Annotated in this window: 17 protein-coding genes; 4 read left to right on the top strand and 13 right to left on the bottom strand. The window is 40.4% G+C overall.

Annotated elements, in window-relative coordinates; genetic code table 11:
- Nucleotides 1-21 precede the first annotated feature (21 nt).
- The 8 genes from B9A58_RS05650 to B9A58_RS05685 all read right to left on the bottom strand — a co-directional run bounded on the left by B9A58_RS05650 (nt 22) and on the right by B9A58_RS05685 (nt 8,098).
- Nucleotides 22-537, bottom strand: a complete 516-nt coding sequence (locus B9A58_RS05650) for a Dps family protein (RefSeq protein ID WP_084371435.1) — start codon at nt 535-537, stop codon at nt 22-24.
- 144 nt (nt 538-681) lie between these two features.
- Nucleotides 682-2,133 carry an ATP-binding protein gene (locus tag B9A58_RS05655; protein WP_084371436.1) on the bottom strand — a complete coding sequence of 484 codons (1,452 nt, stop codon included), beginning with the start codon at nt 2,131-2,133 and terminating at the stop codon, nt 682-684.
- A 73-nt stretch (nt 2,134-2,206) separates the two neighbouring features.
- Nucleotides 2,207-3,598: a sigma-54-dependent transcriptional regulator gene (locus B9A58_RS05660; protein ID WP_084371437.1), complete on the bottom strand. Its 1,392-nt coding sequence runs from the start codon at nt 3,596-3,598 to the stop codon at nt 2,207-2,209.
- A gap of 9 nt (nt 3,599-3,607) precedes the next feature.
- Entirely contained in the window at nt 3,608-3,970 is a 363-nt protein-coding gene (locus tag B9A58_RS05665) for a response regulator (protein WP_084371438.1), read from the bottom strand.
- Between the two features lie 90 nt (nt 3,971-4,060).
- Nucleotides 4,061-4,522 carry a hypothetical protein gene (locus tag B9A58_RS05670; RefSeq protein WP_084371439.1) on the bottom strand — a complete coding sequence of 154 codons (462 nt, stop codon included), beginning with the start codon at nt 4,520-4,522 and terminating at the stop codon, nt 4,061-4,063.
- A 25-nt stretch (nt 4,523-4,547) separates the two neighbouring features.
- Nucleotides 4,548-6,533 (bottom strand): aconitate hydratase, encoded by a 1,986-nt coding sequence (locus B9A58_RS05675; protein ID WP_084371440.1) that lies wholly within the window; start codon nt 6,531-6,533, stop codon nt 4,548-4,550.
- Between the two features lie 84 nt (nt 6,534-6,617).
- Nucleotides 6,618-7,052: a sll1863 family stress response protein gene (locus tag B9A58_RS05680; protein ID WP_139793756.1), complete on the bottom strand. Its 435-nt coding sequence runs from the start codon at nt 7,050-7,052 to the stop codon at nt 6,618-6,620.
- A gap of 191 nt (nt 7,053-7,243) precedes the next feature.
- Complete coding sequence (locus tag B9A58_RS05685) at nt 7,244-8,098, bottom strand: universal stress protein (protein ID WP_084371442.1); 855 nt, start codon at nt 8,096-8,098, stop codon at nt 7,244-7,246.
- Nucleotides 8,099-8,358: 260 nt separating this feature from the next.
- Here B9A58_RS05685 and B9A58_RS05690 point away from each other — a divergent pair, with 260 nt between their 5' ends.
- The 4 genes from B9A58_RS05690 to ilvC all read left to right on the top strand — a co-directional run bounded on the left by B9A58_RS05690 (nt 8,359) and on the right by ilvC (nt 12,932).
- Nucleotides 8,359-8,766 carry a hypothetical protein gene (locus B9A58_RS05690; protein WP_084371443.1) on the top strand — a complete coding sequence of 136 codons (408 nt, stop codon included), beginning with the start codon at nt 8,359-8,361 and terminating at the stop codon, nt 8,764-8,766.
- A gap of 54 nt (nt 8,767-8,820) precedes the next feature.
- Nucleotides 8,821-10,068: an ATP-binding cassette domain-containing protein gene (locus B9A58_RS05695; RefSeq protein WP_084371444.1), complete on the top strand. Its 1,248-nt coding sequence runs from the start codon at nt 8,821-8,823 to the stop codon at nt 10,066-10,068.
- A gap of 246 nt (nt 10,069-10,314) precedes the next feature.
- Entirely contained in the window at nt 10,315-11,178 is an 864-nt protein-coding gene (locus tag B9A58_RS05700; RefSeq protein ID WP_084371445.1) for an AraC family transcriptional regulator, read from the top strand.
- A gap of 272 nt (nt 11,179-11,450) precedes the next feature.
- The gene (gene ilvC / locus B9A58_RS05705; RefSeq protein ID WP_084371446.1) at nt 11,451-12,932 is read left to right on the top strand and encodes a ketol-acid reductoisomerase; all 1,482 of its coding nucleotides are present in this window, start codon (nt 11,451-11,453) and stop codon (nt 12,930-12,932) included.
- Between the two features lie 63 nt (nt 12,933-12,995).
- Here the strand turns inward: ilvC and B9A58_RS05710 are convergent, their stop codons facing one another.
- The 5 genes from B9A58_RS05710 to B9A58_RS05730 all read right to left on the bottom strand — a co-directional run bounded on the left by B9A58_RS05710 (nt 12,996) and on the right by B9A58_RS05730 (nt 21,886).
- Nucleotides 12,996-15,440, bottom strand: a complete 2,445-nt coding sequence (locus B9A58_RS05710; protein ID WP_084371447.1) for an ABC transporter permease — start codon at nt 15,438-15,440, stop codon at nt 12,996-12,998.
- An 84-nt stretch (nt 15,441-15,524) separates the two neighbouring features.
- Nucleotides 15,525-17,924, bottom strand: coding sequence for an ABC transporter permease (locus B9A58_RS05715; RefSeq protein ID WP_139793757.1), 2,400 nt, complete (start codon nt 17,922-17,924; stop codon nt 15,525-15,527).
- A 165-nt stretch (nt 17,925-18,089) separates the two neighbouring features.
- Nucleotides 18,090-18,248: a hypothetical protein gene (locus B9A58_RS20325; protein ID WP_176214683.1), complete on the bottom strand. Its 159-nt coding sequence runs from the start codon at nt 18,246-18,248 to the stop codon at nt 18,090-18,092.
- A 134-nt stretch (nt 18,249-18,382) separates the two neighbouring features.
- Nucleotides 18,383-19,387 carry a hypothetical protein gene (locus B9A58_RS05725; protein ID WP_084371450.1) on the bottom strand — a complete coding sequence of 335 codons (1,005 nt, stop codon included), beginning with the start codon at nt 19,385-19,387 and terminating at the stop codon, nt 18,383-18,385.
- 66 nt (nt 19,388-19,453) lie between these two features.
- Nucleotides 19,454-21,886, bottom strand: coding sequence for a TonB-dependent receptor plug domain-containing protein (locus tag B9A58_RS05730; protein WP_176214684.1), 2,433 nt, complete (start codon nt 21,884-21,886; stop codon nt 19,454-19,456).
- Between the last annotated feature and the right edge of the window lie 152 nt (nt 21,887-22,038).

The following is a 22,038-nucleotide window of genomic DNA, read 5'->3' on the forward strand; positions in this document are numbered from 1 at the left end:
TGAATTTCTTAATAGGATCTATCATCCCTGATGGGTGAATGCTGTCAGCATCCAGTGGTCTTTCTCCACTTGCTTCACAAAACCTTTCATCATTTCCTCCGTGCCACTGTCGCCATTTTCGATTGCTACTTCGATCGTAGCAAATAAATGCTCCAATAGTATGTGATAGTCCTTGATGATTTCTTTGACCATTTCCAGGCCTGTCAGATCTGTCCCTGACTCCTTGATATTTGAGGTTTCGAGAAACTCTCTCAATGAACTGAGTGGCATCTGGCCAAAAATTCGGATTCTTTCTGCAATTTCATCTACCACCTCACTGACTGTTTTGTACTGCTCCTCGAATTTTTCATGGATGTCGAAAAAATCACGTCCTCTTACATTCCAATGGAAGTTTCTCAGTTTCTGATAATGTACGGCATAATTAGCCAGCAGCCTGTTCATCGCGTCGACTAACTCTGCCGTTTCGAGCTTGGTGTAGCCTAGTGAGGCAAATGATTTCTTTTTCGGTTTTTGTATATCTAGTAGGCTATTATCCATAATCTTCTGTTTTTATTAAATCGTTTTATCAGAAGAGTTGCGAATAACATACCAAGGCTTAAAATGGCTTTTAAGCTGCCAATCGGGAGAGAAAATCATAAATGTCGTGGATATTAACTTACATGTGGGAAACTAATTCCCCAATCACAAAGGAAAGCTTATCGTAAAGGTGGTGCCTTTACCTACCTCACTTTCTGCCCGTATATTTCCTTTATGACTTCGAATGATATTTTGAACGGTAGTGAGTCCCAATCCGGTCCCTTCAGTCTTTCCTGTAAAGAAAGGCTCAAATAATTTACTCAAATCCTCCTTATTCAACCCCTTGCCATTATCAGATACATGTACCACCACTCGGTCTCCTTCCAGTGCGGTAGAGACTTTTAGCTGGCCTTGATCAGGTTTCATTGCTTCTATCGCATTGATAAATAAATTGAGTAGGGCTATATTCATCTGATCTGCATCTAGTGCAATTTCTGGCAGGTCTTGTCCCAGATTTTCGTGGAACTCCATATTCTGAAGGTTCAGACGATCCCTGACTAAACCAATTGATTGATTCACCACGTCATTGAGCGGCTGCCTCACAAGCTTTAAGTCTTTGGGTTTGGAGGAATTGAGCAAGTCAGTAATGAGCTGACCAATCCGGTCTGAGTTTCTTTTGATTATACTGAAGTAGAGATTTGCATCCTCAATTTCATCCGTCACTTCATCTCTGAGCTGGTCTAGTGCTAGTGTAAGGTTGGTCAATGGATTACGCACTTCGTGAGCGATGGTACGCGCAATTTTTCCTGTCATGGAAAGCTTTTCCGCCTGAACAAGCTCTTTATCTGCTTGCCTTCTTTTGGTCATGTCTCGGATCACGCCTATGTAACTCTTCTCTTTGCTCTCAGGGTCTATTAGCAATACACAATTGACAATACAAATCTTTTTGTAACCTGCTGCATCGTGCATTTCCACCTCATATTCCTCTACCCGCTTTTGATCTGTTAAGGTCTTTTTAAAATCTCGATATGCTATTGAATCCAAAATCAAGTCCCTGAGCGTGAGATCCATCAGCTGATCTAATGAATATCTGAATAGATGTTGTAGAGAATTGTTTGCATCTAAAAAGCGAAATCGGGCGTCTGCTTGAAAAATAGCGTCTATAGACTCGTCAAACAGTTTTTGATATTTTTTCTCTCTAGCCTCTACTTCCAAAATCGCTTCTTTCAAATCAGATACATCCTGAAAGGTGACTGTGACACCATCTCCCATTTTGACTATAGCAATTTTGTACCACTTGTCAGTATTGTTGCCAGCGTAGTGCTGTTCAAAAGTCATCAACTGCCCAGTTTCAACTACAGTCTTGTAACTTTCGAATAAACCATCGGATTTGTTATGAGGCAGGATGTCGAGCAGTTTATGCTCAAGCAAATCATCCGAATCAAATCCGAGAATTTCCTCTGCTACATCATTGACAAATTGCCACTCAAAATTGATGATTTTTTTGTCTTGGCCTCGTATAGCCTTCAAGGTCATGATACCATTAAAGGCACTATCCAAAATACTTTTCAGCAATCTCTCTACAGTACCTTCATTCAATCCTTCGATTTGTTCCAATTCTCTCTAAGTTAGATTTCTATGGGAATAAGTTCAACCTCTGTAGTAATTTAAGGCATACCCAGTCAATTATTTATGCCTCAATATCGTAAGCTCTCATTTTATTGTACAGTGTTTTTCTATCCACGCCCAATAATTCAGCAGTCTTACTTTTATTTTTATTAGTCTTTTCTAGCACAAGCAATATGGCCTGCTTTTCTGCCTGCTCAGTTACAGCCTTCAAACTTGATGGAATGCTATCATTAAATATCATATCCATGTTTTCGTCATGAACAGATGGCGTGAGAATTTCCTGAGGTAAGCAGTCTGCTCCAATCCTATCGCTCGTACAGAGCAACACCCCCCTTTTGATTACATTTTTTAGTTCTCGCAAATTGCCCGGCCAGCTATAGGTTCTGAACGTTTGAACTACATCTTGCGAGAAGCCTTTTACTTCTTTGTTTAATTGCTGATTGGCTAATGAGAGAAAGTGTTGTGCAAACACTTCAATATCATCTGGCCGCTCTCTCAAAGCGGAAAGTTCTATTTTGAATTCATTCAAACGGAAGTAAATATCCTCACGAAATTGACCTGACTTCACTTTTTCTCTGAGGTTTTCATTGGTGGCCACCAAGACACGTACATCTACAGCTTTCTCTTCAGCCCCTCCTACTTTTCTTACTACTCGTTCTTGTAGTACACGCAACATGTTGAGCTGATTTTCATAACTCAAGTTTCCAATTTCGTCAAGAAAGAGGGTTCCTCCATTGGCTCGTTCGAAACAGCCTTTCTTGTCTTGTATGGCACCTGTGAAGGCTCCTTTGACATGTCCAAATAACTCACTGGCCGCCAACTCCTTGGGTAAGGCACCACAGTCCACTGCCACAAAAGGTTTTTGATCTCTGTGGCTTCGCTCGTGTATAGCTTTGGCTACATATTCCTTTCCAGTTCCAGTTTCTCCTTCTATCACTACGGACATATCAGTAGCTGCTATCAGGTCAATGTGCTTCATCACAGCTTGCGCCTGATGGCTGGTACCTGAAATATAATCAGTGGGAGAAACAGTCGATTTTTTGGTTTCTTTATTAGAAGGTTTTTGTCTTGTAGGAGTGTTTGTTTGTTCTTGTTTGGCGTGGAGTGCCTGCTCTACAGTCACAAGAATCTCATCTGGATAAAGTGGTTTTGTGACATAGTCATAAGCCCCTTTTTTTAAAGCATCCACTGCTATCCTAACGTCCGAATAACCAGTAATAATGATAACCTGAATATCCGTACGGATGATTTTGATTTTCTGAAGAATTTCTAACCCTGTATAATCTGGCAATTTGAAATCACAAATCACCAAATCTACCTCATTGGCCTTGAGCCATTTGATGGCATCTTCACCGTTGGGTTGGCTGTATGCTTCATAACCTTTTTTGGTGAAATACTTTTTGAGCAAAAGACAAATATCTGGCTCATCATCAACTATGAGGATTCTTTTCATATATGTTTTCTATTGGACCTCTAGCCCTTGAATAGCTTCAATAATTTGGCTTTTAGTAAATGGTTTTTTAATAAAGGTATGTACTTTTTCTTGTGCTACCCTTTCCATCTCATACACTCCATCATGTGCGCTAATCACAATCACGCGAGCATTGGGAGACTGCGCACGTATCAGCGGAATCAAATCAAATCCCGTTCCATCAGGAAGGTTCAAATCCAGCAAATAGGCCTGATATTCTCCATCCTGAACTTTGTCCTTGGCTGCAGCAATCCGATTGACATGCTCGGCCTGCAAACCTTCCTTTGTTAAGATTCTGGATACCATCAATCCTATATCGTCTTCATCATCTACAATGAGGGCCTTCCTGAGCATCTAGAATCCTTTTTTTAATGTGTGTAATATATTTCAAGTTAATTCAAAACCATCTATGCAGCAAAAATGCCCTAGCATTCTAATGACCATTTAGAGTGAAAAAATGGACAGATAAATCGCTTTGGTTTCTTCCAACTCATTAATAAAATCATAAGTTTCGGACAACTGACTCGTAAATAGCTCTGTCATAAAATCGTCGTAAATAGCATCTTGAGACAACTCTTTATAAGCGCTCAATAAATTCTTTTCTCTTGCAATGCAGTTGTCAAGAATATCCTTTTCCCAACCTTGAAGTAATAGGTGATCCATCTTTATTTCCAATTTTTCCCAATCTGGACGAATCGTATCTGACACTTCGTACATCAGTTCCTCCATTTTCACGTCGAACTGATTGACTATGCTCATCATGAATTTGACTTTGTTGTCTGCCAAGGTCGCTAGTTGGTCTTTAACTGGTTGATCTGTCACACGAATTGATGTCTTTCTATACAGAATTTCAGCGAGTTTCAATTCGCTAATCAATTGCTTTATCTTAATATTTAACTTTTTCATTTGTCTTTCAGTTTTGTATTGATTCTTATGCTCCTGCCAGTGCCTTCGTCTTGACGCCTTTAAGCTTGGAGCGATCAGCTCGTTCTTTCAAATCATTGATCATTCCACCAGCTAATAGCACTCGTACTTGTCTTTCACTTAATCGGGTTTTGACTTGAATCTCCCTGTTGATTGTAATATTTTTAATCAATATTGGCTTATCCGTCTGAATAGCTTCTCTCAGATTCGTACAAAGAAGTACGTCATTCTCGTCTATATCATGGTAATCAGAAGAATCCTCAAATTCGAATGGTATGATTCCAAAATTGATCAGATTTTGCCATCCAATTCTGGCGTAACTCTTTGCAATTACTGCTTTCTGTCCAAGATACTTCGGCACCAAAGCAGCGTGCTCACGAGATGAACCCTGAGCATAATTTTCACCAGCGATTACAATATGGCCTTCTCTTCTCAATTTGGCTCTTTTGTAAAAATCTTTCGACAAGGCCTGATAAGCGTATTTGCTAATTGCAGGGATGTTACTCCTTAGAGGCAAGACCTCTGCTCCAGCTTTTAGAATTTCATCTGTGGAAATGTTATCTCCCATTTTCAGTAAAACAGGAAGCTGAAACTCAGGTTCCAAACGTCCGAATTTCGGAATAGGCTTAATGTTTGGTCCCATTTCAAGATCCATTTTACTATCATTTTTTTTAGGAGGAAAAATGACTGTCAGTCCAGATTTCACCACTTTAGGCTCTTTGAATTTTGGGCAGTCGAATTTCAATGAACGCGGATCTGTGATTTTTCCCGTGATCGCACTAGCGGCAGCTGTTTCTGGACTACATAGATAGACTTGATCATCTTTGGTTCCCGACCGTCCTGGAAAATTTCTAGGCATCGTCCTCAAGCTGATCTTGCCACTAGCTGGTGCTTGCCCCATACCAATACATCCCATACATCCTGTTTGGTGAAATCTCGCTCCCGACCCCATCAAATCACCCATAGCACCATCAATGGTTAAAGTTTGAATGGTTTGTCTCGAAGACGGGTTAATATCCAAAGAAATATTTGCAGGAACTTGTCTGTCTTTGACGATCTGTGATACCATCCAGAAGTCTCGATAGCCAGGGTTGGCTGATGAACCCACTACCACCTGTGATATTGCCTTCCCAGCCACTTCACTTACTGGCACTACATTTCCTGGGCTACTCGGACAAGCAATCATAGGCTCTACCTTTGATAAATCAATATGATCAGTGAGATCATAAGTGGCGCCTTCGTCTGCTTTTAGTTCGACCCAATCCTTGGCTCTACCCTGTTGGGATAGAAATTCTTTTGTTCTTTCGTCTGATGGAAATACTGTCGAGGTTGCCCCCATTTCCGTTCCCATATTGGCAATGACGTGACGATCCCATGTACTCAGATTTTTTAATCCCTCACCATAATATTCTATAATATAGCCTTTGGCTCCCTTGACGTCGTATCGACTTAGCATCTCTAACACCACATCCTTGGCACTGACCCAATCAGATAATTTCCCAGTCACTTCTACACCCAGTACTTTTGGCATTCGTACATAATAAGGTTCTCCGGCCGCTGCCATAGCCACGTCCAAACCTCCAGTTCCAATCGCCAACATCCCCAAGCCTCCACCTGCGCAAGAGTGACTATCAGAACCTAACAAACTTTTGCCTGGTACGCCAAACTGCTCCATGTGAACCACATGACTGATACCATTGCCTGCACGACTATAATAATAACCCATTTTCTGAGCGGCCACCTGCAGAAAAGCATGGTCATCTGCATTTTTGAAATCAGTTTGAAGCAAGTTGTGATCAACATATTGCACTGCTTTTTCTGCCCTTACTTCAGTCAGGCCCATGGCCTGTAATTCCAGCATCACCAATGTACCGGTCGCATCTTGCTGCAATACATGATCTATATGAAGACCAATTTCAGTGCCTGGCGTCATCGCCCCGGTAACCAAATGTGATTTGATCAATTGCTCTGTGATATTCATAGGTTCTTTCATTACTTCTAATTTTTTATGATAGAAATGGATAAAGAAATGACCAAGTCAAATGACCTGGTCATTGTCTACTCTACAAAAAGGGAATTAATTGTTAAATAATTCTTCAGCTTCTAAAGTGAGGCTATCAATTTTGGCCTGATAAGTAATCAAAACATCTTCAGACTCATCTTTCACTTCTTCCCAATTTTCCACGGAGGTCTCAGACATTTCGGCCAGTTCATCTGCCATTTTTTGTCTTTGAGCTCCAAGCTTATCCAAAGTCGCAGTAATGTCATCTTTAACATCATCCGAGGCTCCTTCCAGCCTTTCTTCCAAACCAGCAATTTTCTTATCTACTGCTTTGATGACCTCATTGTATTCTGTTTTCAACTCTTCTTTAGCTTTAAGAGCTTCTTCCTTTACCTCTTCCATGGTCTCCGCTGCTTCTGTTTTCTTAGAATTCGTAGAGCAACTGGCTAGGATGATAAGGAAAGCCAATGAGATAAAATGCAGGTTGTTATTTCTATTATTAAAGTTCATATTCATGTCGTATTTAGTGCTTGCTATTAATGAGGATTTTCCTCTTTCAAATGATAATTGCTTAATCAGTCGCTAAAACCATTCCTCTATTTTAATCTTGCTTTGAGGAGCTTAATCACAAAATTTCCATTAGTTGAAGAGTATTAATTTCAACAGTCAGAATGATTGTGGGGATAATTTTCCACACCGGATTAAACCTGTTCTACCAATACGGGAACATCTGTCTCCTTAATTACTTTTTCGGCCAAACTTCCCTCAAAGAAGGTCCAGAAGTTAGATTTTTGATAAGTCTTCATTAGAATCAGTCCCGGGTGGATTTGATCTACTATATTCAGTATTCCATTGACTTCAGCTTTGTTGGAAACAATATGAATTCTATAATTTCTTAATCCGATTGATTTGACCAAAGCTGTCATTTTTGGAAGAGTATCAGCCTCGTTGAGTAGCTGTGTGGTATCTACATTCACAAAATGTATAGTAGCTCCATGATTTTCCAGTAGTCTACACATGTCGTACAATCGGCCTGGTAGTTCAGTACTCAAGTCAGTTGCAATCAGTACATTGTTCAAGTTGATGTCTGCATAATTCGAAATCGCAAGTACAGGAATACCTGATTTACGAATCATTTTTTCTGTATTGTTACCTGAAAATTTCTCAAGCAGATTGTTATCCCTAGAAGTACCAGAAATAATCAAATCAATCTCAATATCATCTAGCAAATCATTCATTCCAGAATTGAGCGTATCACTCACAATATAAATTCGTCCTCTGAGCCCTTCACTCAAATACAAATCCATTTCAGTTTTAATCTTTTTCAGCACATGAGACTTTTCTCTCTCCATCTGTTGCTCTTGCACAGCCGAATTCACTATCATGGAAGCATCTCCAGGATAAACAGGAGTCACTACTGGATGATAGGGCAAGAAATGCACAACATGCACCTGACTCTTAAATTTTGTTGCAAACTGATTGGCGGCCTTCAAACCAGCCACTGATTCTTCTGTAAAATCTATTGGAACTAATAAGTTCTTTATGTTTTTCATCATAGTGTCTTTTTATTTTGGATGATCCCAGTGGTGGGTATCAAATTTTGTATTGAAAAAATCAATCCAACTAAAAAACCACTCTGAAGGATATCTTTCGAGGCATTCCATAAAATCAAGTGTTCCATTCACGACTCAATTGAGGAAAATGCTCCACAGCCAGCCCAGTTCATCGTTTGTCACTAGATAGCCGCTATCCGTCCGTCAGCACTTATTTGGGACTTGGAAAGTCCTTACTTTAGTAGTCAAATTATTCGTTGAAGATGAAAAATATAGTTCGCGCTTTAATTCCATTCGTACTTTTGACTTTATGCACTGGCTTTAGAAGTGATGATAGATTAAAATTTTATTGGGGCGAAAGAGAGATCGTGTACACATCTGGCGTGAGTCTGACAGAAATCAATCAACCCAACAATGCCAATAAATTGCGATTTGTTATTCGCGAAGATTTGATCCAAGAGATTGACCCACAAAACACTCAAATAGAAATCGATCTTGTGCGTGGAAGGTCCAGTGTATATAATTATCGATTCAGCAATATACAATCCCATACCACTTTGAAAATCGAAAAGATATATTCCTCCTTGCGTATGGGAGATACAATTCTAATCCAATTCAAAGGTGTAGAAGGTGTTTTGCCACAAATCATTGGGATCAAAATCAAAGATTAAGGAGAATTTTCCGTGATCCGTGCATATTTGCGTCAGACAAATGTCTACTTTACTATGCAGCAAATCAATCACCTCTGGAACATAAAACTTTCGAAAGCGCCTGAACGTCAGCCTTTGATGAATGGGCTGCTTGACAAGAAATACTGTGATGCTTTCAGGTGGCTCGAAGGAATTCATGTTCGCATCATTTCTCCCAAAACCATTCTTAAATTCATTGATGAGGAACTGATCCATGACAATGAGGCCATCCTTAAGCAAAATGGCCAGACCCTGAACTCCATGTCCTCAGGAGAGCGAAAACAGGCTTTTCTTAAGTACACGTTGAATCAAAAACCAGAAGCACTCATACTTGATCACCTGCTGGACAATCTAGATACCATGGCAAGGAAAAGAATTGCTGATTTACTAGAAACGCAATCACATCTCTCTGGCATTATAAATATCTATTCTCGTGATGATGATCGTCTGCCATTTTTGACGGAGGAGTTCACTTATGAAAGTCAAGAACTAAAAAAAGAAAGTTTAGTTGAGCCAGTTAAAGTTCAAACCAAAACTGAGATTCAATATCCACTACCCAATCCATTGCATGAGGTATCGATTTTTGACAATCCACTGGTTTCTTTCAATCAGGTGAGCGTCTCATACCTCGATAAATGCATTCTAAAAAATATCAGCTGGGTCATCAACAAAGGACAGTTTTGGCACCTCTATGGGCCCAATGGCAGTGGTAAGACTACCCTACTTACCATGATCACTGGCGACAACCCAAAGGCTTATGGCCAAGACATCAAACTATTTGGCAAGCAAAAAGGAAGTGGTGAAACCATCTGGGGCATCAAACAAAAGGTAGGATACTTTACTACCAATATGACCTTTCAGTTTAAAAGAAGGCAAACTGTTCGCGATATGATTATTTCTGGATTTTTTGACTCCGTGGGACTCTATCACATACCCTCTGACCAGCAAATCAAACTAGCTCATGAGTGGTTAGATTTCATTGGTCTTGCACATTTAGCTGACCATCCATTCATCGACCTATCCATGTGCCATCAGCGCATGATCATGATTGCAAGAGCCATGGTAAAGCATCCACCCCTGCTCATCTTAGACGAAGCTTCTGTAGATCTGGATGATGAAAGTGCATCACTTATGACTGGCCTAATCAATCGTATTGCTCAGGAAGGGGAAACCACAATCATTTATGTATCTCATAGAATGGAGCCAGGATTGAACCCTACTCACAGTTTTGAGTTGGTGGTGGGAGATGGCGGGTCTGAGGGAGTCAGTAGCAGCCTGCACTAACATCGTCATTCTCTGATGCAACAAGAGGGAGCATTCGGGGCATCCGTTTAGAATGAGCTGCAGCAACGACTGAAAAAATTGAGTATGACTCAAAAGTCAAATCATCCGTCATCACGAGTGGAACGAAGTGATCTTATTGTTCGAATACGTATCTATTCATAAGATTGCTTCACGATGTTCGCAATGGCGAACAACTTTTGAGACATACCAATGAGGATTTCTTCGTGGTGACTATCTTTACCCGCGATGAAAGGCATACCCGTTTATAGTATTGAAAAATTTAAAGCAGGTGGGGAGAAACCCTACCAGGTTGAAGTATTTGATGCCAATCGCCACTTTGAAGTGGAGTATCCACATTGTCACGATTTTTTCGAGGTGTTATTTCTTACTCAGGGATCTGGCGTGCATATCATTGACAATAACAGCTATGAGATCAAGCCACCTTGCATTTTCTTTTTGAGCCCGGGGCAAGCACACAAACTAGAACTCTCAGAAGACGTGTCTGGCTATATCTTCCTTTTCACAGGCGAATTCTATCTGCTTGATAAAAGCAATCAAAATAAGCTTTTGGAATATCCTTTCTTCTTTAATGTAAAACAAGACAATCCGCCTCTATTGATTAAAAACAAAACAGAACAGGCGTTTTTAGAGTCCTTATTCAAAAAAGGATGCGAGGAAATGAACAAAACCGACCAGGGCAGTTATGAATTATCACATGCGTTATTGGAGTTGATCCTTTGCAGTTGTGAACGACTCTATCCACCTGAGTATTTAGAGGGTGTCAAACAAAAGGGACACGTCTTGGTCAAACGCTTTCGTGAACTGATCGAGGAAAAATACCATCAAAATTTAAGTATCAAGGACTACGCAAACCTGCTGAATGTTAGTGAAAATCATTTGACCCACTTAGTCAAAGAACGCACCTCAAAAACATCAAAAGAGCTCATTCGAGAGAAGCAAATTATAGAAATCAAACGATTGTTGAAGTATTCGGACTACTCTATCACACAAATAGCGGATCACCTCAATTTCAAGGATCAGTCATATTTCACCAAATTTTTCAAAAAATCTGAAGGTATCACACCATTAGACTACAGAGAGAATCGTTGAAAATTACCTAAACTTTTCATTTTTTCACCACAATAATTGGCGCAAGGCCCGCCATCTTTGTAAAGTGAGAATTGCCTCTTGATTAAGAGCATCAGAGTTCTCTGCGAGTAACTCTTATGGGATTGAAGCAACACTGATAGGAATATCGAGAATTGACAATCAAAATTCTTTGTCATTTCGAGCCTATGGTGAGAAATCTTATCGAGCTTAATAAGATTTCTCCTCTGTTGAAATGACAAAAGGAAAATAAAGCAATAAAGAATAAAAAAGATATGGGAAATTATTTTAACACGTTATCGCTGAGAGAGCAGTTGAATCAACTGGGTGAAGCGGAATTTATGGACGGATCTGAATTTGCAGACGGCGTAGACGCACTCAAAGGAAAGAAAATCGTGATCGTAGGTGCTGGTGCACAAGGGTTGAACCAGGGATTAAACATGAGGGATTCTGGATTGGACATCTCTTACGCATTGAGACAAGTTGCGATCGACGAGAAAAGAGCTTCCTATGTAAACACCACAGAAGCTGGTTTTACAGTAGGTACTTACGACGATCTAATTCCTTCTGCTGATTTGGTGATCAACTTGACTCCAGACAAACAACATACGGCTGTGGTCAATGCTGTCATGCCTTTGATGAAGAAGGGTGCTACACTATCTTATTCTCACGGATTCAACATCGTGGAAGAAGGCACAATCGTAAGAGAAGATTTAACTGTAATCATGGTAGCTCCTAAGTCTCCAGGTTCTGAAGTAAGACAAGAATATTTGAGAGGATTTGGCGTACCTACCCTGGTAGCCGTACATCCAGAAAACGACCCAGAAGGAAAAGGTTGGGCGCAAGCCAAAGCTTATGCTGCTGCTACGGGTGGGCACAGAGCTGGGTGTTTGAAATCTTCTTTCGTAGCGGAAGTAAAATCTGATTTGATGGGTGAGCAAACCATCCTTTGTGGATTGTTGCAAACTGGATCAATTCTTTGCTTTGACAAAATGGTGGCTGAAGGCGTTGATGCAGGATGGGCTGCGAAATTCATCCAATACGGATGGGAAGTAATCACTGAATCCTTGAAGCATGGTGGTGTGTCTGGTATGCTAGACAGACTTTCGAACCCGGCAAAAGTTAAATGCTTCGAGGTTTCAGAAGAATTGAAAGACATTATGAGACCTTTGTTTCAAAAACACCAAGACGACATCATGTCTGGAGAATTTTCTTCTACCATGATGAAAGACTGGGCTGAGGATGACAAGAACCTATTGAAGTGGAGAGCAGCTACTGGTGAGACTGCTTTCGAAAAAACGGCTCCTGCAGATATTGACATCTCCGAGCAAGAGTACTATGACAAAGGCCTGTTGATGGTGGCCATGGTAAGAGCTGGTGTAGAGTTGGCTTATGAGACTATGACTGAAGCGGGCATCCAAGGTGCATCTGCCTACTACGAGTCTCTTCACGAGACCCCACTAATTGCCAATACTATCGCGAGAAAAAAATTGTTCGAAATGAACAGAGTAATTTCTGACACGGCTGAGTATGGTTGTTACCTCTTCGATCACGCTTGTAAACCATTATTGGCCGACTTCATGAAGTCAGTAGACACCAACATCATTGGCAAAGACTACAATGACGGCATCGACAATGGCGTAGACAATGTGACTTTGATTCAGATCAATGAAGTATTGAGAAGCCACGACATAGAGTACGTGGGCGGTGAACTCAGAGGCGCTATGACGGCCATGAAGCAGATCGCTTTAGGATAAGCTTTCGCTAAAACATTAATATTAAACCCGTCAGGTTTTGAAAACCTGACGGGTTTTTCGTTTCTACTCCGACCGCAGCGAATCCACGGGGTTGGCTTTGGCTGTAGAGAAGGTTTGGTAACTGACAGTAAAAGTGGAAACAACAAGAAGCATCAGCCCAGGAATAACAAACAGGTCGATATTCATGTCAATTTTGAATGCATAGTTGTTAAGCCATTCGCTACCCCAATACCAGACAGTAGGGAGTGCCAGTACATTCGCGATAAGTAGCAGGTACAAATATTCTTTCGACAATAGCATCATCAAATGGCCGATTTTCGCTCCCAGTACTTTCCTAATGCCTATTTCTTTCATTCTCAAGGTGGCTGAGAAAGACACCAAGGCGAACAATCCTAGACAAGCAATGAAGATGGCTAACCCTGAAAACGCAGCAAAAAGATTGCCGAACTGGAGATCGGCTTGGTATTGGCGATTGAAGGATTCGTCTAGGAAATGATAAGTAAAGGGATCATTTGGGAAATTCTCTTGATAAGCTGTCTGAACCAGGGCAAGTGTCTCCTGCATGTCTTTAGTTTTCACTTTGGCTGAAAAAACCACATTGTCAAATTGGTGCAACGCGAATACCATAGGGTAATGCGCATCTTTTAGCGATTGCCAGTGAACGTCCGCTACCACACCTAAAATGCTTAATGTATCTCCTATACTCACGATCAATTGCTCTCGCAAAGCTTGCTCCGCAGTCCCTAAATCAAAAGCTCGAACTGCCGCTTCGTTGATAATCAAACCATCTTCATAGGAGGTCATGTGCGATTCATATCCGCCTCCCGCTACAAATTGTAGATCGTAGGTATTTGCAAAGTGCGAGTCCGTAAAAACCACGTAGCCATTTTTATACGCCTCTCGAGGTGTTCCGAGTTTTCTGATTTCTCCAACCCAGCTAAATTTTTGTCCGGGTGTATGGCTCGAACCTGAAACATCAATGATGGAGTGATGAGCGGTCAGCTGATTTCTGAAATTTTTAAATTTTGATAATTGAATGTCGCGATCCAATTCGAGCACCACTCGAGGACCATTCACCACCAATACCTCTTCCATGTTCACTCCTAGATCTTGCTTCATCATATAGCTAGTCTGACGATGAACTAGGTAAGTTCCAGATACCAACAAAATGGAAATAATGAATTGAAAAACAATCAACCCTTTTCGGAAAGTTGCGCTTCCAGCTCGGGTATTATTTTTAGACCCCATCAAACCAATCGACTGAAACCCAGCCACCACAAAAGAAGGATACGCCCCAGCCAACAATGCTCCCAGTAGAATCACTAAAGCATAAATCACCCAAAACTCAATGGAATAGAATAAACTAAATGATAAGGTATGACCAATAAACTCGTTGAGAACTGGTAGGCATAAATGAGCCAAACCTATCGCTACCACAGCGCCTATGAGATTATGCACTAGACTTTCAGTCATAAATTGCATTACCAATTGTCTTTTAAAAGCCCCAATAGATTTTCGTACGCCTATTTCCTTAACTCTTTTTAGAGATTGAGCAGTGGACAAATTGATATAATTGACCCACGCGATCACCAGTATGAAAATTGCGATTAAGGCATAGAATTGTATTTGTTGTTTATTCCCGCCATTATGCACCAGTTCGTCGGGAAAATCTGAATACAAGTGTATATCAGATACGGCCTGCAAATGAATCTTCACATGTTCCTCGTGCGTTAACAACTCCTCACCGATGTGATCCAAAATTATTTGTTCAAATTTGGACTCCACTGATGAAAGATTGGATTTGCCATCCAGTTCAATGTATGTGGCAAAATTGTACCAATCCCATCCATTACCTTCTCGAAAAGGACGAAAATTGGTCGTGAGAAATTCCATTGGCATTAGAAAGTCGAACTGCAAATGGCTATTTGTGGGTAGCGATTTCAATACCGCTGTCACAACAAAAGTTCCACTCAGCGTATTCGCATGAACAACAATTTCTTTACCTATCGGATTTACATCTCCGAAGTATTTATGTGCTATCTCTTCAGTTATCACGATATGATGAGACTCAGCTAGTGCATTTTTAGCATTGCCGTATTTAAGTGGAAAAGTAAAAACATCAAAAAATGTAGAGTCTGCATACCAGTAGTTGGCTTCTTGAAAAACCTTCTCTTTGTTCCTTGTAGTAAACACCAAATCTTCAAATGAATCATGAATACGTACCGTGTTTCTAATTTCCGGAATAGCATCCAACCCCAACGGACCTAAATTTTCTTGCACGCTGATGCCACGGTCTATGACTTCACCTCCTCTTAAATCCTCTCGTGTCAATCGATAAACTCTCTCCCCATTCTCATGAAATTCATCAAAACTCATTTCAAAGTGTATGTATTGATAGATGAGCAGGCAAACGCCCATACCTACCGCTAGGCCTAGGATGTTGATGATAGAAAAGACTTTGTTGCGTGTGAGGTTGCGAAAGGCTATTTTGAGATAGTGCTTGAACATGATGCGATTGGTTTTTGCCTAAAAATAACAAAAAAGGTTCGGGAAATTTCCCGAACCTTTACATGTTCATCAATCATATATCTTTTACTCATACCGCAGTGCAGTCACTGGATTGACTTGAGCAAATTTGAACGTTCTTAAACTGGCAATAGTCAGTGAAATCAGTACAATGATCAAAATAGGAGTAGCGAAAGTTATCACATCCATCGCCTTATAGTGGGTAAATATCTGTGCGATAAGTCCGTCTATAAGGTAATATCCAAACGTCACGCCAAGTGAAGAAGAAATCAACAATAACAAAAAGTAATCCTTGTTGATAAGATATACAATATGACCAATGCTGCTGCCAAGTACCTTTCGAACACCAATTTCTTTTACTCTCTTCATTAGGTTGATAGAAACCAAGGTAAAAAGTCCCAAACAAGAAAGCACAAAAGCCACAATTCCCAAAAATGCAAATATCATCATGATATTGTCATTGACTTCTTTGGCTTGCCTGAGAAAGTCATCTTGAAAGAACCCATTAAAGATTTTGGTCTGGATTCTACTATTCCAATCTGACTCCAAGTCATCATATACATTTCTAATTTTATCCACGTTGGTTCTTGCCACCACAAAACTATTTGTGCCATCATCTTCGAATCTTAAGCTTTTGAGTGTGATGCCAACGGGCTCTATAGGTGCCCAGAAACCGTACATATAAAAGTTTTTGATGACGCCAACTACCGTCAAAGTCGTGGTGTCATTCACGGCTACTCGTTTACCAATAGCGTCAGTCCAACCAAATGCCTCTACTGCCTTTTCGTTAATAATTAGTGATCCTTCACTATCTGAAGCTTCCAGTTCTTTCGAGAAAGAGCGTCCTGCCACAATTTCAAGTCCCATAACTTCCAGATAACCTATCCCCACATCCAGCATGTTGGCATCTACTTCTGCATCATCATTTAGTAGGGTCGTTCCATAATTACCCCTTCCAATATGATTTTTCGCACTGGCTACAGCTTCAATATCAGGATTGGCCAACATGGAAGTGATTGTCTTTTGATATTCGTTATCATTGAGGACACTCACACCCAGTACTTGCGCTCGATCATATCCCATATCTAATGAATCCTGATAACGCGCATTTTGAATAAAGGCCACACTGGCAAACATGGCTATAACCGTAAATGTGTACTGACAAGCCAAGAGAACTTTTGTTAGACGACCAGAACCCCCAATACTCAAAGTACCTCTTAGAATACTCACAGGATCGTATTTGCTTACATAAAGTGATGGGTAAAATCCTGCCAACAAGGTGGTGAATATCAATAACCCAACTAGAAAAATATAGAGCACATAGTCTTCAGAAAAACTCATTTCCAAATCCATACCTTCCCACATGGCACTGTAAGCAGGCACTAAGAACTGCGCAATCACAAGCGACATAACTATCGCCAGAAAGCAAATCGTAAGGTTTTCAGCTAAAAATTGTAGAATCAATTGCCTTCTGTTGCCTCCTAATACCTTTCGGACGCCAATTTCCTTCAGCCTTCTGTTAGATGTAGCTATAGCCGTATTTGTAAAATTGAAACATGCAACTAATAAGATCAACAGTGCCATCAATTGTGGGGTTAACGTGGCAGCAGCTGGGGCAGCATTTCTAAGATTATCCCAGCGGATTTCTTGTGAAATCTGTGCATGGTTGTTCATTGGGCTCAATACAAACTTGGTAATAATAAAGTCTGGTCTAGCCTCATTTTGTATAGAAATGTATTTATCCAATTGTGATTCAATGGCAGCAGCCTGATCTGGATTGTTCAGATATACAAATGTATTTTGAGCCATGGCTTCCCAATTGCCTTTTACATTGTCGTCATACATCCTGTATCTGTTTTCGAAGTTCAACAACAGTTCGAAATGAACAGAGGAATTTTGAGGTGCCTTTTCTACCACTCCGGCAATGGTAAAATTGAAGCTCATGCCCGTATCATCAAATACGGTCAATACTTTTCCAATTGGATCTTCATCACCATAGAACTTACTGGCATACTCTTGCGTAACGATGGCATTTTCTAGTTGATGGTAGGCATCCAAATCACCACTGATTAAATCAAAGGTGAAAGACTCTAGAAACCCTGGATCCACATAAGTAACACTGGTATTGAACACCTTATCCAATTGCACATCTCTGGCAGTAAATACATGACTTTCATATCTAAAGACACGATCCACCCCAACGATATCATTCTTGACAGCGTCTGCTATAGGAAAAGGAACTCGTCCATACTCTCTAATATCCCCTTTATCGTCACGTACACTGTGCACCTTGTAGATATAGTCGATTTGCGCATGGCATTCATCAAAAGACCAGTTGAACTTGGAATTGATGTACGCTACTATACAGCAGGCCAGTGCCAATCCTAGCCCTATTATATTGATTGAAACAAAAGTTTTGTTTTTGAGCAGGTTACGCAGTGTAACCTTTAGATAATTTTTGAACATGAGCTTTGAGTTTTGACTTTTGGTTTTTTTTAGGATGAATGTCAATTCAAAAAAGTTGCATTCAACTAAAATTTAGTCAATATTTTTCACTCAAAAAACATGCGACAGCCAGATTACCCGTTCTGGCAGCTTTAAATACAATTGCTCGGTATCACGGCTATTTTATCAGGAAGCCAATAGCAGTAGTACTGCCGCCACCACCATCAGCCAAAATTTGTAAGCGGCTAAGAAAGGAATGATGATGAAATTGAGTTGCATGGCTACCATCAGTAGCACGATCACAATAGCAATTAATTTTAAAGTAGACTTAGTACTAGCACTCATACTGATTGATTGTTTGAAATTGAGCATCAATGTTAATGACTTTTTCAGAATAATAAAATCTAAGACACCCATACAGTAAATTAAAATTCCCTCCAGCTCAAAGAACAAGAGGGAATCCGCCAAAAAAATCTAATTTAGTCTACTGTATATCTCACCAATACCTCATTGTCTAGTACGACATTACTACTCCAGATAAACTCAGCGTCATCAGCAGGTTTATCGAATATGTCAGTGAAATTTGTATAAGACTCTTTATTATCCACCCCTATTTCATTATTGGTGTAGGTAGTGGCAGATGGCCATTCTGAGTCATCAAAGCTCTCCTTCATCCAATCACTAGGCAATTCCCAATGTACCCCGTAAAAATCGGATCCATCCTCAGCATCTGCTGTACTACAGCTGCTCGACAATCTGGCTTGACCATCCTCTGACAGACAAGACAAGTCCTGCACTGGGGCTATGTAATAGGTTTGTGCTTTCCATGTCGAATTCGTAATGGCTATGGTCGCAGCTTGTTCATCTTGGAAAAACGCCACCATTCCGCCATCACCTGCATGGTAATCGGTAGCTTGCTTCTCTGAGCCTAGGCCTAGGTTTTCTTCCCAATCTACCAGTTTCATAGCCAGTGTAAATGGACGCTCTACACGAAATCTTACAATATGTGAATTGAAATCTGTAAATGGCACGGCATCTTTGCCTACTGGCTCTCCATTTACATACAACTCAAAATAGTTGTCTGCGAAAATGAATCCAGTAATCACCTCTCCACTCCCATCTATTTCAATAATGTCTGAACCATCCAAAGCTGCTAAAGCTTCTGAGGCCGAGTTATAGCTGTTACCATAGCTATTAGACAAGTCTGAGGCGAATGGAAAGGAGTCGTCTGTAAAATTGACCTCTGCTGGCAAAATCCACTCCGTATCATCACTTGCCGTGATGGTACCCGTAGCGGCTATTCTTTGCCCATCAGGAAATAAGTTAGACACCGTGGTAGTTCCCAAGCCTTGTGTTACACTTCCAGTGCCAGTATAGTCGCCTATTGCCGTGGTTTCATCCATGGTATCCTCTTCTTCTGAGCAACCCGTATTTACTAGATTTAGGCATATAGCCAAAATCAACAATTTGTTATTCCAATTCATAGTAATAAGTATTAGTTGATCCTTAGACGAGCAACAACCCATCAACCCCACTCATTCAGAAAAAAATTACCAGGAAATACTCAACTGAAGATTAGGCGAAAATCCAATGCCATATCTATAAGGATTGTCAGGTTTCACACCATTCTGGAATATGTTGATTAGGTTTTCCTTGTTGTAAAGATTAATGAAAGAAAGGCCAACCACTCCTTTCCATGCTGCTTCTGGTTTGGAAAACTGATAGGTGGCCGACAAATCAAGTTGATGCTGAATGGGAAATCTGTCGTCGTATGGCGTATCTATAGTTGTCGGTTGGTCAGGGCCAGGGCCTCGCGGCGTTGGGATTTCTACTGGCATTCCGGACATGAGCCCCCAGGCTAAGGATAAATTCCATCGATCTCTAGGAATGAGCAACATCAGATTGAGCACGTGTGTCTGATCAAAATATGCATCTTGTATCTCTGAAAAGTCTGTCTCTGCATGACTTAGTGTATAGCTACCCCACAGATCGAATGCCTGAAACCTTTTTTTCAACAACAAATCCATACCTATCGTGCGGAGTGAACCAGTTTCCAGAGTTCTTGGATCCACTTGTCTTTCTAGACCATCAGTATCTTTTATATATAGCTCCAAATCAAAAAGCCATCCAGATTTATCAAACAGCCCTCCTATCATGTACTGCTTGCCTGTTTGGACGCCATGGTTCGAATCTGCCAGATTCCAAAACTGATTACCTAGTCGGAAATCATCAAAATCATTCAAAAAAGATCTGAATAAGTATTGACGAGATCTACCTGCCGACGATTTCAAATAGAAGGATTTCGTCAAAAAACATGAAATCATGAAACGTGGGTCAAGAAATAACTCACTCGTAACGGAAAAATGATCCATGTGCATGCCTCCCTCCAAAATGAACTTTTGGCCTAGGTGCCGTTTTGCACTCATATAAGCAGAATGGGTCAATCCTTCATCATCAGTATGTTTATCTTTTGTCATCCCAGTCTCTACTTCAGTCTCATCAAAAATCACATTTTGTTGTGCGAAAGAATACCCAAAGTTGAAATCTGTCTTTTCACTGACTTTATAATCCATATCTAAACTGACCCGATTATCACTGATGCTATTCTTGGCATTCTTGTTGGAAATTTCATTTCCTGATTGCTCTGAAACACTCACCTGTGATAACTCAAAAACAGAATAAGTATGGCTCAAAGAAGTGTTCCATTGATCTGTTAAACTGCTCGTCCACTGTGTTGTCATTCCCCAATTGAATAATTTAGAATCTCCCGTTTCCTTCAAGTCCTCATCAGGTGTCAATATGGTAAAACCAAAGTCATCAGAAATTCTGAGTAAGGTCGAAGTGACTTCATTTTTGCCGTTTGGTTTATAGATCAACTTTCCATTCAAATCATTAAACCTCACATCAAAGCGATCCAGATTATTGTCCTTACCAGTCTGGATAGACCCCACTCTACTGCCCTGTAAATTCAGTTCCGAGTAGGCTTCCATTTTCGCAGAAGAATATTCGGGATAATTAGTTCGGGCGGATACAAAGAGACTTACTTTGTCTTTCACAATAGGCGAGTTTATATACCCGCCCGCATAAATAGTATTGGCCAAGGCACCTCCTTTCACTTTCTCTGGAATCTCAGACTTGGTTTGAATATCTATCAATCCTCCTACTTTCCCACTCCACTTGGCTGGCAAGCTCCCCCTGTGTACATCAACTTTATCAACCACTGCCTGATTATAAGGAGAAATAGTACCAAAATAATGCCCAGTGTGATACAGTGGTATATTGTCAAAGTACATAAGGTTTTGATCATACGTGCTGCCTCTCATCATTAGCGCTCCTGCCTTCCCTGTAGGTGATTTAATCCCTGGTATCGTCTTCAATACTTGCAAAATATCGCCATCAGTTTCTCCAGCAATAAGGCCCAGATCTGACATATCTATTTCCATACTCTGCTGTTCAATATTCGCATTGATACCAGAAATGGTATAGGACATGACCGTCACGTTCTCCAGATAGAGTGTGTCTGGCTCTAGCCATACTTGATTATTCGATTCGATTAGGTCTTCAACAGTCATTTTTTGGGCACTATAAAAACGTGAAGAGAGTTCAATCGAGTCAGTGACAAAGGCATTTCTTAATTCAAATTTCACTGGAGTTGGGTAGAGATATGCATAATCCTTCAACCCTACTTTTGCAAAAACCACGGGAATAGCCTCTCCTGTTTGTCTATCTAAAACTTCAAACGAAACATTTGACCTTATAGGGATAATACTATAAAATTCAGACCCTGGATTATCGAATCGTAATGGTGCTGCTTTTGACAATTCGTCTAGACTAGACTTTAAATTTTCAAAATCACTCATAGGATCTACCCAAAGATTTTCTAGCAATTTAGGGTTGTAGGAAAATGATACACTGTGAGCTGTCTCCAATTGCTTCAGTGCGTCAATGATTCGAATTTGAGTTTGCTTTTGTGCAAGAGCCATCTGGTAGAAAGCACAGCATATTACAATGAATAGAATTAGTCTTTTGGCTAATGCGTTGTAAAGCATAAAAAAATGAAAAATGTTATCACCCGAAATTCATTCGAGCCATAACCAACTAAATTAAAATTTCTCGCGAGCAAAGATAAACGTTC

The sequence above is a fragment of the Reichenbachiella faecimaris genome, assembly GCF_900176375.1.
GTDB lineage: Bacteria > Bacteroidota > Bacteroidia > Cytophagales > Cyclobacteriaceae > Reichenbachiella > Reichenbachiella faecimaris.